The organism is Streptomyces sp. NPDC033270 (assembly GCF_055576575.1).
Genome location: NZ_JBVIRA010000011.1, coordinates 17,252 through 32,066 on the forward strand (window position 1 = coordinate 17,252; position 14,815 = coordinate 32,066).

At 74.0% G+C, this 14,815-nt stretch carries 14 protein-coding genes; 7 read left to right on the forward strand and 7 right to left on the reverse strand.

Going from position 1 to position 14,815, the window contains the following annotated elements; all coding sequences use genetic code 11:
- Positions 1-78: 78 nt before the first annotated feature.
- Complete coding sequence (gene zapE, locus ACZ5XZ_RS17205; protein WP_468978665.1) at positions 79-1,203, reverse strand: cell division protein ZapE; 1,125 nt, start codon at positions 1,201-1,203, stop codon at positions 79-81.
- Positions 1,204-1,270: 67 nt separating this feature from the next.
- Between zapE and ACZ5XZ_RS17210 the strand changes: the two genes are divergently transcribed.
- Entirely contained in the window at positions 1,271-2,095 is an 825-nt protein-coding gene (locus tag ACZ5XZ_RS17210) for a pyrimidine reductase family protein (protein ID WP_468978666.1), read from the forward strand.
- Between the two features lie 156 nt (positions 2,096-2,251).
- Positions 2,252-2,725, forward strand: a complete 474-nt coding sequence (locus tag ACZ5XZ_RS17215) for an indole-3-glycerol phosphate synthase (RefSeq protein WP_384431734.1) — start codon at positions 2,252-2,254, stop codon at positions 2,723-2,725.
- Between the two features lie 120 nt (positions 2,726-2,845).
- Here ACZ5XZ_RS17215 and ACZ5XZ_RS17220 read toward each other — a convergent pair whose 3' ends face one another.
- Together ACZ5XZ_RS17220 and ACZ5XZ_RS17225 are read right to left on the reverse strand one after the other, a co-directional pair.
- Positions 2,846-3,532 carry an ABC transporter ATP-binding protein gene (locus tag ACZ5XZ_RS17220; protein ID WP_468978668.1) on the reverse strand — a complete coding sequence of 229 codons (687 nt, stop codon included), beginning with the start codon at positions 3,530-3,532 and terminating at the stop codon, positions 2,846-2,848.
- Entirely contained in the window at positions 3,529-4,629 is a 1,101-nt protein-coding gene (locus ACZ5XZ_RS17225) for an ABC transporter permease (RefSeq protein ID WP_468978669.1), read from the reverse strand. Before ACZ5XZ_RS17225 ends, ACZ5XZ_RS17220 begins: the two co-directional genes overlap by 4 nt.
- Positions 4,630-4,813: 184 nt before the next feature.
- Between ACZ5XZ_RS17225 and ACZ5XZ_RS17230 the strand changes: the two genes are divergently transcribed.
- From ACZ5XZ_RS17230 to msrB, 4 genes are all read left to right on the forward strand, one after another.
- Positions 4,814-6,049 carry a sensor histidine kinase gene (locus tag ACZ5XZ_RS17230; RefSeq protein WP_468978672.1) on the forward strand — a complete coding sequence of 412 codons (1,236 nt, stop codon included), beginning with the start codon at positions 4,814-4,816 and terminating at the stop codon, positions 6,047-6,049.
- The gene (locus tag ACZ5XZ_RS17235; RefSeq protein WP_468978674.1) at positions 6,046-6,723 is read left to right on the forward strand and encodes a response regulator; all 678 of its coding nucleotides are present in this window, start codon (positions 6,046-6,048) and stop codon (positions 6,721-6,723) included. The genes ACZ5XZ_RS17230 and ACZ5XZ_RS17235 overlap by 4 nt, the downstream gene beginning before the upstream one ends.
- 115 nt (positions 6,724-6,838) lie before the next feature.
- Positions 6,839-8,242: a UDP-N-acetylmuramate--L-alanine ligase gene (gene murC / locus ACZ5XZ_RS17240; RefSeq protein WP_468978677.1), complete on the forward strand. Its 1,404-nt coding sequence runs from the start codon at positions 6,839-6,841 to the stop codon at positions 8,240-8,242.
- 20 nt (positions 8,243-8,262) lie between these two features.
- On the forward strand, positions 8,263-8,670 hold the full coding sequence (gene msrB, locus ACZ5XZ_RS17245; RefSeq protein WP_468978678.1) for a peptide-methionine (R)-S-oxide reductase MsrB: 408 nt from the start codon (positions 8,263-8,265) through the stop codon (positions 8,668-8,670).
- 128 nt (positions 8,671-8,798) lie between these two features.
- Here the strand turns inward: msrB and ACZ5XZ_RS17250 are convergent, their stop codons facing one another.
- The 4 genes from ACZ5XZ_RS17250 to treZ all read right to left on the reverse strand — a co-directional run bounded on the left by ACZ5XZ_RS17250 (position 8,799) and on the right by treZ (position 13,913).
- On the reverse strand, positions 8,799-9,458 hold the full coding sequence (locus tag ACZ5XZ_RS17250; protein ID WP_468978679.1) for a 4'-phosphopantetheinyl transferase family protein: 660 nt from the start codon (positions 9,456-9,458) through the stop codon (positions 8,799-8,801).
- Entirely contained in the window at positions 9,455-10,405 is a 951-nt protein-coding gene (locus ACZ5XZ_RS17255; protein ID WP_468979039.1) for a metallophosphoesterase family protein, read from the reverse strand. The genes ACZ5XZ_RS17250 and ACZ5XZ_RS17255 overlap by 4 nt, the downstream gene beginning before the upstream one ends.
- Before the next feature lie 63 nt (positions 10,406-10,468).
- Positions 10,469-12,130 (reverse strand): PucR family transcriptional regulator, encoded by a 1,662-nt coding sequence (locus ACZ5XZ_RS17260; RefSeq protein WP_468978681.1) that lies wholly within the window; start codon positions 12,128-12,130, stop codon positions 10,469-10,471.
- 10 nt (positions 12,131-12,140) lie between these two features.
- Complete coding sequence (treZ, locus tag ACZ5XZ_RS17265) at positions 12,141-13,913, reverse strand: malto-oligosyltrehalose trehalohydrolase (RefSeq protein WP_468978682.1); 1,773 nt, start codon at positions 13,911-13,913, stop codon at positions 12,141-12,143.
- Positions 13,914-14,112: 199 nt separating this feature from the next.
- Between treZ and ACZ5XZ_RS17270 the strand changes: the two genes are divergently transcribed.
- Complete coding sequence (locus ACZ5XZ_RS17270) at positions 14,113-14,658, forward strand: FHA domain-containing protein (protein ID WP_468978684.1); 546 nt, start codon at positions 14,113-14,115, stop codon at positions 14,656-14,658.
- Positions 14,659-14,815 lie beyond the last annotated feature (157 nt).

Genomic DNA, 14,815 nt, shown 5'->3' on the forward strand with positions numbered 1-14,815 from the left:
CGTGTGTACCACGCACCCGCGCCGCCGGGAACCAGGCTGCGCGGGCCGGTCACTCTTCCCGATCCGCCGCGGGTGCCCCTACGGCGCCTCGCCGGCGACCAGCGGCTTGGCGTCGCGGGCCAGCGCCGTCAGGCGGGAGATCGCCCGGAAGTACTTCTTGCGGTAGCCGCCGCGCAGCATCTCGTCGCTGAACAGCTCGTCGAAGGCCTTGCCGGAGGTCAGGACGGGCACCTCGCGGTCGTAGAGCCGGTCGGCGAGGACCACCAGGCGCAGCGCGGTGGACTGGTCGGGGACCGCCTGGACGTCGGTGAGGCAGACCGCCTCGATGCCGTCGCACATCGCGCCGTAGCGGCTGGGGTGCACCTTCGACAGGTGGTCCAGCAGGGAGGGGAAGTCGTCGAGCGAGGCGCCGGGCGTGCGGTAGGCGGTGCGGGTGACGGTCTCGGTGTCGTACGGGGCGGGGGCCTCGGGCAGACCGCGGTGGCGGTAGTCCTCGCCGTCGATCCGCAGCGGACGGAAGTGGGCGCTCAGGCCCTGGATCTCGCGCAGGAAGTCGGCGGCGGCGAACCGGCCCTCGCCGAGCTTGCCGGGCAGGGTGTTGGAGGTGGCGGCCAGCGCCACGCCGGCGTCCACCAGCTTGCCGAGCAGGGTGGAGACCAGGACGGTGTCGCCGGGGTCGTCCAGCTCGAACTCGTCGATGCACAGCAGTTTGTGGTCGCCGAGCGTGCGGACGGTCTGCTGGAAGCCGAGCGCGCCGACGAGGTTGGTCAGCTCGACGAAGGTGCCGAAGGCCTTGCGTTCGGCCGGGGCCGGGGTGGCGTGCCACAGGGAGGCGAGCAGGTGCGTCTTGCCGACGCCGTAGCCGCCGTCCAGATAGACGCCGCGCGGGCCCTTGGGGGCCGCCGGCTTCCTGGCGAACCAGCGCCGCTTGGCGGTGCCCGGGCCCGTCCCGGCGTCGATGCCGTCCGCGAAGTCGCTCAGCACCTGGACGGCCTCGGCCTGGCTGGGCTGCTGGGCGTCCGGGATGTAGGTGTCGAAGCGGGCGTCCTGGAAGCGCGGCGGCGGCACCATCTCGGCGACCAGGCGGTCGGCCGGGACGTGCGGGGCGCGGGAGGTGAGCGCGGTGGGCGCCACGTCGTCCCCGTCGGCCGGCGGTCCGGCTATCGGGTCGGGCTGCGGGGAAGAGGGCTGGGAAGGCGACACAGCCGTCCAGCCTATCTCCTCGGCGGTATCCGCCGGTCCGCCGAGCGAGGCATGTCACACTGCCGCCATGCGACGCCTGTTCCCCCTCCCCACCCCGCCCGCGACCTCCCCCGACGGCACGGACGCCGCGGCGCCGCCGCCCGGCCTGACCGACCGCGAGTGGACCCTGGACGAGCTGGCCGAGGCCTACGCGTATCCGGCGCCGGACGATCCGGCGGGTACGCGGCGGGACGGGTGGCTGCGCGCCAACATGGTGTCGTCGATGGACGGCGCGGCGCATCACGAGGGCCGCTCGCAGCCGCTCTCCAGCGACGCCGACATGCGGATCTTCGGGGTGCTGCGGGCGCTCGCGGATGTCGTGGTGGTGGGTGCGGAAACGGTACGGCAGGAGGGCTACCGGCCGGCCCGCGCCCGGGAGGCGTTCGCCGCCCGGCGGGCCGCCGCCGGCCAGGGCCCGGCCCCCGCCATCGCCGTGGTCACCGCCGGGCTCGGGCTGGACTTCGGCCTGCCCCTGTTCACCGAGCCGCTGGTCCCCACCCTCGTACTGACCGGAGCGGGCGCGCCGGCGGACCGGGTGGCGAAGGCCCGGGAGGCGGGGGCCGAGGTGCTGTTCGCCGGTGAGGGGCTGGGCGTCGATCCGGCCCGGGTGGCCGGGGTGCTGGCCGGACAGGGGTACACCCGGCTGCTCACGGAGGGCGGGCCGCGGCTGCTGGGGCAGTTCGCGGCGGCAGGGGCGGTGGACGAGATGTGTCTGACGCTGGCCCCGGTGGTCGCAGTGGGCGCTGCGCCGAGGATCATGGACGGACCTGCCGTCCCGGTTCCCGAGCGGTTCGTCCTGGCGTCCGTATTGGAGGAGGCCGGGTTTCTGTTCACTCGCTACCGTCGGTCCTGACAATCGGCGGAATTATCTGTTCCGCTTAGCTTCCTTTGGGCACACTAAAAGCCAGCAGTCCCGTGTGGCGACGGGGCAGGATGGTTTCTGTCGGGCACCGCGCACCGCAGTGCCCCGAAGAGAAGAAGGGCGTCCGTCGTGTTCACGAGCGTATTGATGATCGAGAAGCCACTGACGCCCGCCGACGTGGAGTTTGTGACGACCCTGCACGGCGACGACCCGATGTCGTTCGTCGTCCTGATGCAGCCGCGCGGCAAGCAGGACGTACTGCTGCGGGCCATCGACGACGTGGCCCTCGGCGAGTTCGACGACGCGGTACGGGAGGGCGAGGAACCGGGCGGCAGCGCGGCGGACGCCCCCGCCGACCTCGCCCTGTCCCACACCCTGCAAGCGCTGCGCGACGCGGGCGCGGAGGCCATCGGACAGGTGGTCGAGGCCCACCCGCTGGACCTGCTGCGCTCCGTCGTCGACGAGACCGGCGCGGACGAGGTGATCGTGCTGACCACACCGCACTTCGTCGAGGAGTTCTTCCACCGTGACTGGGCCTCCCGCGCCCGCCACAAGGTCGGCGTGCCGGTGCTCAAGCTCTTCTCGCACGCGGCGGACGACCAGCCCCAGGGGTCTGCCTGACCTCGGGTGCGCGGTGCGGGCACGCCACCCGGTTGGTGTATCCGCACCCCGAGCGGGTGTACGGGTGGGGCGCACCGCCCCGGCGGCCGTCCGGAACGGTGCCGCGGGCCGCAGCGGCCGTCAGGAACGGGCCCCGACCCGCGGACCCAGCCGCCCGTCCCGCACCTCCGCGATCTCGTCGGCCGCGCCCAGATGCGCTGCGTCGTGGGTGACCAGAACCGTCGCGGTGGCGCGCTGATGGGTGAGGGTGAGCAGCAGATCCAGGACCGCGGCGCCGCGTTCGTGGTCCAGCGCGCTGGTCGGCTCGTCCACCAGCAGCACGGCGGGCTCGTTCATCAGCGCCCGGGCGATGTTGATCCGCTGCCGCTGCCCGCCCGACAGCTGGTGCGGGCGCCGGTGGGCCTGCCCGTCCAGGCCGACCGCCGCCAGCAGCTCCAGGGCCCGGGAGCGTGCCTTACGGGGCGAGCGGCCGTCGAGGTGGGCCATCACCTGCAACTGCTCGACGGCGGTCAGGGAAGGCAGCAGGTTCGGCTGCTGGAAGACCGTGCCGATCGTGGTGCGGCGCAGCGCCGTCAGCTCGCCGCGGCCCAGGCCCGCGGTGTCCGTACCGTCGATCACCACCCGCCCGCGGTCCGGGCCGATCAGCGTCGCGGCGACCGCGAGCAGGCTGGACTTCCCGGACCCGGACGGCCCGATCACCGCGGTCAGACACCCGGCGGGCACGGACAGCGAGACCTCGTCCAGCGCGGTCAGCCGGGTCCCGCCGTCGGGGTAGGTGAGGGTCACATCGGTCAGTTCGAGGCTCATCGGGCACTCCCCAGGGCGGTCAGCGGGTCTACGGACGTGATGCGGCGGATGGACAGCGCGGCGCCCACGGCACCCAGCGCGATCATGATCAGTGCGGGGATCAGCACGGTGGACGGATCGAGCACGAACGGCACCGCGCCGCCGATCCCGGCACCCACCCCCGCCGCCACGGCGGTGCCCAGGCCCGTACCGATCACCAGCAGGACGACGGCCTGGCCGAGCGCGTCCCGCAGCAGATAGCGGGTCGAGGCGCCCAGCGCCTTCAGCACGGCCACATCGCCGCTGCGCTGGATCGTCCACACCGTGAAGAACGCCCCGATGACCAGCGCGGAGATGGCGAACAGAAAGCCCCGCATCAGCTGCAGCGAGCCGTTCTCGGCGGAGTACGAGCCGATCGCCTGCAGCGCGTCGTCGGTCGTGACGGTCCGGGTGCCCAGCTTCTTGTCGGCGGCCGCCAGATCGGCGCTCCCGGTGGTGGACAGGGCCAGCACGGTCGCCTCCGTCGCGGGACCGGAGCCGCGGCCCTGGGCCCCGGAGCCGCCCGACAGCCGCGCCCAGTCGCCCAGCGTCGTCCAGACCACCGGTGTGTGGCTGTACATCGCCGCGCCCGACACCGCCGCGACGTGCACCGTACGGCCGCCCAGCGTCAGCGACCCCCCGGCCCGCACACCGAGCGACTCGGCGGCCTTCTCGGACAGCACCACCGCACCCTCGCCGACCTGCCCGGTGTCCACGCCCAGCCGCGACCCCGGCCGCACCCCGAACGCCGACACCGTGGCCGTCCGCCCGTCGGCACCGGCCTTCGTCGTGGCGATCCCCAACGGTTCGGCGGACCGTACGCCCGGCACCCGGGCCCACTGCCCCACGGTCCGCTCCGGCAGCCGCGAACCGGTGAAGGCGACGGCGTCGTCCCCGGCGGGTGCGGAGAACACCAGGTGGTCGGCGGGCAGCGCGGTGATGGCCGAGGTGTTCTCCCGGCCCAGGCCCGCGGTCAGACCGGACAGCAGACCCACCAGCACCGTGATCAGCACGACGACGGTGCCCATCAGGGCGAACCGCCCCTTTGCGAATCTCAGGTCTCTCCAGGCGACGAACACCGGCTCTGCTCTCCTCGGATCCGGGCGCCGGACCCACTGCCCGGCGGCTGGTGTCCACCGTCGCCGCCCGGGTGGGGCTCCGGCATCGCGCCGCGGAGTGGTTCACCGGCGTCGAAAGGTGTGCCCCGGGATCAACCCTTCGATTGATGCCGCAGGTGGAGGTGGCCCTTAGCCTGAAGAGGCCGTGACCGAAGAAGCCGTGACCGATCACTCCCTCACCCCCGTCCTGCGGGTCCTGCGCAGCTGCCTGCATCTGATGGTGGCCGCGCTGCTCGGGCTGGCCGCCGTACGCGCGGTCGCCGACCACGCTCCGGACGCCGCGGCCGTCCTCCCGACCGCCGTCGCGCTGTTCGCCGTGTACGCGATCGGCCCCAGGCTGCCCCGGCTGCGCAGCTCCACGGGCGCCGCCGCGCTCTGGCTGGGCGCCGTGGGCCTGCTCTGGCTGGTGCTGCTCGCCCTCACCCCGGACGGCGTCTGGCTGGCCTTCCCGCTCTTCTTCGTCCAGTTGCATCTGCTGCCGCTGCGCTGGGCGCTGCCCGCCGTCGTGGCCACCACCGTCCTCGCCGCCGCCGGATTCGGCTGGCACACCCACACCCTGAGCGTCGGCACGGTGCTCGGGCCCGCGCTGGGCGCCGCCGTCGCCGTGGCCGTCGTCCTCGGCTACGAGGCCCTCTATCGGGAGAGCGAGCAGCGCCGCCGCCTCATCGAGGAGCTGACCGCGGCCCGCAGCGAACTCGCCGCGGCGGAACACGCCGCCGGAGTGCTCGCCGAGCGCGAGCGGCTGGCCCGCGAGATCCACGACACCCTCGCCCAGGGCCTGTCCAGCATCCAGCTGCTGCTGCGGGCCGCCGAACGCGCCCTGCCCGAGCGGCCCGGCACAGCCCTCGGCCATGTCCGGCAGGCCCGTACCGCCGCGGTGGACAACCTCGCCGAGGCGCGCCGCTTCGTGCGCGCGCTGAGCCCGCCCGACCTGGAGGCGGGGACGCTGCCCGCCGCCCTGGAACGGCTCTGCGCCACCACCGCCCGTACGTCCGGTCTCGCCGTGCACTGCCAGGTCTCCGGCGCGCCCACCGCCCTTCCCACCCCGCACGAGGTGGCCCTGCTGCGCATCGCCCAGTCCGCGCTCGCCAACACCGTGCAGCACGCCGCCGCCGACCGCGTCGAGCTGACCCTCAGCTACATGGACACCGAGGTCGCCCTGGACGTCGTCGACGACGGCGCCGGATTCGTGCCCGCGGAGGTGCCCGCACCGGGCTCCGCGGCGGCCTCCGGCACCGGCTTCGGCCTCGCCGCGATGCGCGCCCGGGCCCGCGCCCTACAGGGCACCCTCGCCGTGGAATCCGCCCCCGGAGAGGGCACCGCCATCGCCGTCACCCTGCCCTGCACCGCAGCACCCGTCGCCCCGGAGGCCGCCTCGTGACCACTACGGACACTCCCGGGACGCCGGCCTCGCCCCAGGGCGGGGCCCCCGTCATCCGGCTGCTGCTCGCCGACGACCACCCCGTCGTGCGCGCCGGGCTGCGCGCCGTTTTGGAGACCGAACCGGACTTCGAGGTCGTCGCCGACGTCGCCACCGCCGAGCAGGCCGTCGAGCTCGCCGCGGGACGTGACCTCGACGTCGTCCTCATGGACCTCCAGTTCGGCGGCCGGATGCTCGGCTCCCAGGCCACCGCCGCGATCGCCGCCCGCCCCGGTGCCCCCCGGGTCCTGGTGCTGACCACGTACGACACCGACGCCGACATCCTCGCCGCCATCGAGGCCGGCGCCACCGGCTACCTCCTCAAGGACGCCCCGCCGGAGGAACTGGCCGCCGCGGTGCGCACCGCCGCCGCCGGCAAGTCCGCGCTCGCGCCCACCATCGCGCTGCGCCTGATGGACCGGATGCGGACCCCCGCCACCGCGCTCTCCCGCCGGGAGACCGAGGTCCTGCAGCTCGTCGCCGACGGCCTGTCGAACGCCGCGATCAGCAAGCAGCTCTTCCTCAGCCAGGCGACCGTCAAGTCCCACCTTGTCCACATCTACGCCAAGCTGGGCGTGGACTCGCGCACGTCCGCGGTCGCCGCCGCCACCGCCCAGGGCCTGATCCGCCGCTGAGCGGCGGCCGGGGTCCGCGGACCGGCGCTGTCGGTGCCGGGTGCGAGAATCATCGACAGCACGACAGAACGACAGCAGTACCGCTCGCGATGATCGACGATCAGGGAGACGCACCATGGCACCCGCCATCCCAGCCTCGATGGAACGGCCGCACTTCATCGGCATCGGTGGAGCCGGCATGTCGGGCATCGCCAAGATCCTCGCGCAGCGCGGCGCCCAGGTGGCGGGCAGCGACGCCAAGGACTCCGCGACCGCCCAGGCCCTGCGCGACCTCGGCGCCACGGTCCACATCGGCCATGACGCCGGGCATCTGGCCGCCGACGCCACCAGCGTCGTGGTCTCCTCCGCGATCCGCCCCGACAACCCCGAGCTGGCCGCCGCCCATGAGCGCGGCATCCCCGTCGTGCACCGCTCCGACGCCCTCGCCTCCCTCATGGACGGCCTGCGCCCCATCGCGGTGGCGGGCACCCACGGCAAGACGACGACGACCTCCATGCTCGCCGTCTCCCTCGGCGCCCTCGGCCTCAAGCCGTCCTACGCCATCGGCGGCGACCTCGACGCCCCCGGCTCCAACGCCGAGCACGGCTCCGGCGAGATCTTCGTCGCCGAGGCCGACGAGAGCGACCGCAGCTTCCACAAGTACGCCCCCGAGGTCGCCATCGTCCTCAACGTCGAGCTGGACCACCACGCCAACTACGCCTCGATGGACGAGATCTACGAGTCCTTCGAGACCTTCGTCGGCCGCATCCGCCCGGGCGGAACCCTGGTCATCGCCGCCGACCACCCCGGCGCCCGCGAGCTGACCGCCAAGATCGCCGGCCGTTACGACATCGAGGTCGTCACCTACGGCGAGTCACCGGACGCCGACGTCCGCATCCTCAAGGTCAACCCCCGCGGTCTGACCAGCGACGTCACCGTCACCCTGACCAGCGGCAAGATCCTGACCTTCACCGTCTCCGTCCCCGGCCGGCACTACGCCCACAACGCCGTCGCCGCCCTGGCCGCCGGCGTCGCCCTGGACCTGCCGCCGCACAACCTCGCCTCCGCCCTCGGCAAGTACACCGGCGTCAAGCGCCGCCTCCAGCTCAAGGGCGAGGCCGCCGGCGTCCAGGTCATCGACTCCTACGCCCACCACCCCACGGAGATGACCGCCGACCTGGAGGCCATCCGCGGCGCCACGCAGGGATCGGACAGCCGTATCGTCGTCGTCTTCCAGCCGCATCTCTTCTCCCGCACCCAGGAGCTGGGCGTGGAGATGGGCCAGGCGCTGGCCCTCGCCGACGCGTCCGTCGTCCTGGACATCTATCCGGCCCGCGAGGACCCGATCCCCGGCGTCACCAGCTCCCTGATCATCGACGCCGCGCGGTCCGCCGGCGCCGATGTCACCGCCGAGAGCGACCAGGCCGCCGTCCCGGACGTGATCGCCGGAATGGCCCGGCCCGGTGACCTTGTTCTCACCATGGGCGCGGGCGATGTGACCGACCTCGGCCCCGCCATCCTGACCCGCCTGGGCAGCTGAGCTGAGGAGGAGGCACCCAGATGCCGTACGAGATCGACAAGCCCGATGAGCAGTGGCGCGCCGAGCTGACCCCCGCCGAGTACCAGGTGCTCCGGCAGGCCGGCACCGAGCCCGCGTTCGTCGGTGAGTACACCGACACCAAGACCGCCGGTGTCTACTCCTGCCGTGCCTGCGGCACCGAACTCTTCCGCTCCGACACCAAGTTCGAAAGCCACTGCGGCTGGCCGTCCTTCTACGACCCCAAGGACTCCGAGGCGGTCGAGCTCATCGAGGACCGCTCCCACGGCATGGTGCGGACGGAGGTCCGCTGCGCGAAGTGCGGCTCGCACCTGGGGCACGTCTTCGCGGGTGAGGGGTACCCCACTCCCACGGACCAGCGCTACTGCATCAACAGCATCTCGCTGCGGCTGACGGCGGACGAGGACTGACGGCCGACGAAGACGGCTGACATCGGACGAGACGCGGGGCCGGCGGCGGGCGGGGGATCCACCCCCTCCCGCCACCGGCCCCGCCGTTGTCAGCCGTCAGCCGTCAGTCGTGAGCCGCGCCAGCCCCCTTACGCCGTCATGGCGATGGCCGTCACCACAAACCCGGCCTCGACCAGCCACCCCCCGCTGAACTCGGTGATCTCCCTGCCGTCGACGACGGGGCCGGGGACGAGGAGGCGGGCGGTGAAGGTGGCGTCCGTGGGGTCGAGGGTGAGCAGGGCGTCCTCGAAGCCCAGCCAGCGCTGGGCGAGGGGGTACCAGGCCTTGTAGACGCTCTCCTTGGCGCTGAAGATCAGCCGGTCCCAGCTGACCTCCGGTTCCAGGTCCGCCAGATGGCGGAGCTGGGCGCGCTCCTGGGGCAGGGTGACGAGATCGATGACGCCGGGGTCGTTCACGGGCAGGTTCGGCTCCGCGTCCAGACCGACGGTCACCATGTCCCGCCGCTGGGCCACCGCGGCCGCGCGGTAGCCGGCGCAGTGCGTCATCGCACCGACGACACCGGCCGGCCACTGCGGCGCCCGGTCGCGGCCGGGCAGCAGCGGCGCGGGGGCGAAGCCCAGCCGGGACAGCGCACTGCGGGCGCAGCTGCGTACGGTGCCGAACTCCAGCTGGCGCTTGGGCACCGCCTGGGCCACCAGCGCCTGTTCCTCGGGGAACATCTCGGACAGGGGCACGTCCTGAAAGGCCTCGGCGGTCACGATCGGCGCGGGCAGCAACTTGTCGATCATGCGTGGCTCCCCGTGACGCCGGGCGCGACCGCGGCCGGGGCGGGAAGGATCTGGACCGGGCGGCCCGGTTCGCCGGAGCGGCGCTGCCACTCCCGCGGGTAGCCGAGCGACACCTCCTGATGGGGGATGCCGTCGCACATCAGCAGCCGGGGGATGTGCAGATGGCCGTAGACGACGGTGGCGGCGCGGAACCGGCGCGGCCAGTCGGCGGTCGCCTCCGTACCGCACCACAGCGCGAACTCCGGGTACCACAGCGGCCTGGTGGGTTCGCGCACCACGGGCCAGTGGTTGATCAGGACGGTCGGCAGTTCCTCCGGCACGGCGGCGAGCCGGGCCTCGGTGGCCGCCACCCGCGCCTGGCACCAGGCCTCCCGCGTCGGATAGGGGTCCGGGTGCAGATGGAACTCGTCGGTGCACACCACCCCGGCCTCCTCGGCGTCGGCGAGCGCCTCCGTCTTCGACGTCAGCCCCGGCTTGCGGAAGGTGTAGTCGTAGAGGAGGAAGAGGGGGGCGATGACCGCGGGCCCGCCGACGCCCTCCCAGACCGGATAGGGGTCCTCGGGCGTCAGGACGCCCAACTGCCGGCAGATGTCCACCAGATGCTCATAGCGCGCCACACCGCGCAGCTGCACCGGGTCGTCCGGCGGTGTCCACAGCTCGTGGTTGCCCGGCACCCACACCACCTTGGCGAACCGCTCGCTGAGCAGGCCGAGCGCCCAGCGGATGTCGGAGACGTACTCGCCGACGTCGCCGGCGACCAGCAGCCAGTCGTCGTCGGACCGCGGTCTTAACCGCTCGACGATCTCGCGGTTCTCCTTGTAGCGGATGTGCAGATCGCTGACGGCCACCAGGGTGCCGCGTCCGCCGCCCCGCACGGAGCCGGGAGCGGGGGCGGTGGGGGCTGGGCCGGCGGCGCCGGGTTCTAGGGTGCGGATCTCGTAGGTCACCATCGAAGTAAAGACGGTGTGGAGGGGAGAACGAAAGGCGGGGCGGGCACACAGGGGCGTCGGTCACCGGGCTGGTGGTGTGGGGGGCGGTGGGGGAGCGGGTCGGGCGGCGGCGTGGGCGGACGGCGCGCCGCCGCGCCGGATGCGGGTGGCCAGCCACAGGTCGAAGCGGTCGTCGGGGTCGTCGAGGCGCCGGCCGGTGAGGTCCATGGCCTTGTCGAGGCGGTTGCGTACGGTGTGCCGGTGGACGCCGAGGCGGCGGCTGGTGGCGTCCCAGGCGCCGCCGGTCTCCAGCCAGGCCGCCAGGGTGGCGATCAGCTCCTCGCCGTTGTCCGCGAGGTCGAGCGGACCCAGCACGGAGTCGGCGTAGCCGTGCAGCGTACGGCGGTCACCGAGGTCGAGCAGCAGTCGGCTGGACTGGCTCTGCCGGGCCTCCTCCGGCTCGCCGCTGGACCGGCTGACGGCGAGCAGACCGGCGGCCTGACGCAGCGACACCCGTACGGCTTCGGGGGCGGTGGCCGGGCCGATGCCCGCCGGGCGGTGCGGCGCGAAGCGGGCGAGCACATCGCGGATGTCCAGCTCCTCGCCGACCACCGCCTCGATGAGCCGGCCCGGCGCGCCGCCCGGCGCCGCGTCGGTGACCCGGACCAGGCCGCCGGGCATCGCCAGGGCCAGATCGGCGGCCGTCTCCTGGGCGGCGTCGGCAGCCGCGTCCCCCGCCGCGTCTCCCGGAGGCCGCCCGGCACCGGCCGCACCGTCCCCGCTGCCCGGCTCCACCACGACCCCCCGCACCCGCTCGGCGGTCAGCCCCACCGAGTGCAGGATGTCCCGGGCCCGGTCGGCGGACGGATCCTCGTCGGCCAGCAGCTCCGAGAGCAGCGCCGACCTGCGGCGGCGCTCCGGCTCGTCGCGCAGATGCCGGCGCTCCAGCTCCAGGGACAGCAGCGAGACCAGGCCGGGGACGACCGAGCGGGCGGCCTCGTCCGGGCTGCCGGTGAGCAGCAGCAGCCCGCGCAGCCGCCGCGCACCCAGCGGCTGCACCTCCAGCTGCTGCCCCGCGGCCGTACTGGACGCGCTGCCGCGCAGCCCGCGCGTGGCGACCCGTTCGATCAGCTCGCGGGCCTGCGCGGGCGGTGGCTGCTGCTGCGCGCCCCCGCCCGCCGCCAGCAGGCGCCCCAGCGGGTCGAGCACCGCGGCGCCGACCCCGGTGGCGGCCGTCCACTCCGCCAGCATCGGCCGCAGCCCGTCGCCGGCCGCCGCGGCGGCCGTCAGCCGCCGCTGGGTCGCGAACGCCCGGTGCAGCGCCGCGCGCTGCTCATCGGCCCGCGCGTCGAAGACGGCCTTGGTGACGGCGATGAACGGCACCTCGTCCGGCACCGTCAGCAGCGGCAGGCCCGCCTCCTCGGCCGCCGCCACCAGTGGTCGCGGAGCCTCCTGGTACGGCAGCCCCTGCCCCAGCCCGAGTGCCAGGCACGCGGCCCCGCCCTCGGCGACGTCCCGGACGTAGGCCCGGCAGGCGGCAGACTCCATCGGCAGCAACAGGCCGATGGTCATCAGCAGTTCACCGCCCTGCAGCCACTTGCCCGGCGTCAGCAGATCCGAGACGGTCGCCGCCTCGATCGTGCGGTCCAGCAGCCGCGGCGGCACCTCGTAGGTGACCGACAGACGGAGATCGGGCCTGGCCAGGAGGTCGGAGATACGCAGGGGCACAGCTCCAGTGTCCATCGGACAGACCCTAGGGGCCCAGGACCACCACCGACTCCGGCGGGAGCCGCAGCACGCCGTCCGTGCCGGGGAGCCGGGCCTCGGGCCAGCCCGCCAGTGCCTGCAGGTCGGTGTCCCGGTCCGCCACCGCGATCTGCGCCGTGGTGTCCCGCCCCAGGTTGACCGCCACCCGCAGTGGGCCGCGCCGCAGCAGCAGCCAGCGGGCGTCCTCGTCGAAGCGGACGTCGGTGTGGCGCGGATCGGGGTCGGTCAGCGCGGGCAGCTCGTGGCGCAGCGTCAGCAGCGTGCGGTGCCAGGCCAGCAGGCGGGCGTGGGGCGGGCGGGCCGGTTCGGACCAGTCCAGGACGCAGCGGTCGCGGGTGGCCGGGTCCTGGGGGTCGGGCCAGTCGCCGCCGTCGCCCGACCACTCGTGCGCGGCGAACTCGCGCCGCCGGCCGGCCCGTACCGCCTCCGCCAGCTCCGGATCCGTGTGATCGGTGAAGTACTGCCAGGGGGTGGTTGCCCCCCACTCCTCGCCCATGAACAGCATCGGGGTGAACGGCGCGCACAGCACCAGCGCGGCGGCACAGGCGAGCAGCCCGGGGGGCACGCCGGCGGCGAGCCGGTCGCCGAGCGCGCGGTTGCCGACCTGGTCGTGCGTCTGGGCGTAGGCCAGCAGCCGGTACGCGGGCGTGCGGCGCAGGTCCAGCGGCGCGCCGTGCGCCCGGCCGCGGAAGCTGGAGTACGTACCGTCGTGGAAGAAGCCGCCGGTCAGGGTCTTGGCGAGGGCGGCGAGCGGGGCGCGCGCGAAGTCGGCGTAGTAGCCCTGGGATTCGCCGGTGAGCGCGGTGTGCAGGGCGTGGTGGAAGTCGTCGTTCCACTGGGCGTGCAGGCCCTGGCCGCCGCTCTCCCGTGGTGCGGTGGTGCGCGGATCGTTGAGGTCGGACTCGGCGACGAGGAACAGCGGGCGCCCCAGCCGGCCGGCCAGCCCGTCCACGGCGGCGGACAGCTTGGCCAGGAAGTGCGGGCTCCGGTCGTCGTGCAGCGCGTGGACGGCGTCCAGCCGCAGCCCGTCGAGCCGGTAGTCGCGCAGCCAGGCCAGCGCACTGCCGACGAGGTAGCCGCGCACCTCGTCGGAGCCGGGCGCGTCGAGGTTGACCGCCGCTCCCCACGGCGTGTGATGGGTCTCGGTGAAGTACGGCCCGAATTCCGGGAGATGGTTGCCCGACGGGCCGAGGTGGTTGTGCACCACGTCGAGGACGACTCCCAGGCCGAGGCCGTGCGCGGCGTCCACGAACCGCTTGAACCCGTCGGGCCCGCCGTACGGCTCGTGCACCGCCCAGGGCGCGACCCCGTCGTACCCCCACCCGTGGGTGCCCGGGAACGGGCAGACGGGCATCAGCGACACATGGCTGATCCCCAGGTCGGCGAGGTGCCGCAGCCGCTCGGCCGCGGCGTCGAAGGTGCCCTCGGGGGTGTACGTCCCGATGTGCAGCTCGTAGAGGACCGCGCCGGGCAGCGGGCGGCCGGACCACGGATGCCGCCAGCCGAACCGGTCGTGCTCGACGACCGCGCCGGGCCCGCCGGGGCCGTCCGGCAGCCGCGCGGCGCGCGGATCGGGCCGCGGCGGCCCGCCGTCGAGCCGGAAGGCGTAGCGGTCGCCGTCGCGGGCCGGTGCCTCGGCGCGCCACCAGCCCGCGCGGCCCTCGTCCCGCTCCATCGCGACCAGCGGTTCACCGGCCCGGTCCCCCGCCCACTGGAGAACGACCTGCCTGGCCCTCGGCGCCCATACCTCGAACAGCACGGCCGTCCTCCTTCGATCGCGGCGGTCCCCACGAGCCAAGCATGCCGTCGCCCCGCCGGACAGCCCGGCGGGGCGCTACGGGCCGACAATGCGCCATCGCGCTGGGCCGTTCCGGGGAGCCGGCCGGCGTGACCGGGTCGACCGCCCCGTGCACCTACATCGCCTGGACAGCGGCACGCGGTGGTCGGACAATCACGGCATGACTTCGCTCGAGTTCCCCGCGCGCCCGGCGCGCCCGTCGGATGCCGACCGGGAACGCGCCCTCGATCTGCTGCGCGACGGCGCGGCGCAGGGACGGCTGTCCCAGGACACCTTTCTGCGGCGCCTGGAACTCGTCCTCACCGCCCAACAGCACTCCGAACTCGACCTGGCCACCGCCGACTTGGAGAGCCACGGCAAGGTCCAGGGCACCCTGCTGCGGATGGTCGGCCGGGTGTCCGCCTTCCACATACGGGTGCGCAGGGCCTGGCGCACGGAGCGGCTGCCCAAGCTCCTGCTGCCGGAGCCGGGACCGTTCCCCCTGCTCATAGGGCGGGCCCCGGGGGTGGGCCTGCGCCTGAACCACGAGACGGTCTCCCGCGCCCACGCCGAACTCCGCAGCGCCGGCAAGGGCTGGCTGCTGCGCGACCTCGGCTCCACGAACGGCACCTGCGTCAACGGCCGCCGGGTGGTCGGCGAGGTCCCCGTCGGCCCCGGCGACCACATCACCTTCGGCAGGGTGGACTACGTGCTGACGGAGCGCTAGGTCGTGTCCGCAAAGTCCCGCCTGGCCTGCGACGCCTGGCACGGCACCTCTCCCCCACGCCTGAACGGCGCGGGGGGACCCCCACCGTTGTCGGGATCGTCCACGTAGACCCACTACGAGGACGACCCTCCGCCTTGCGATCGCACGCACCAGACGC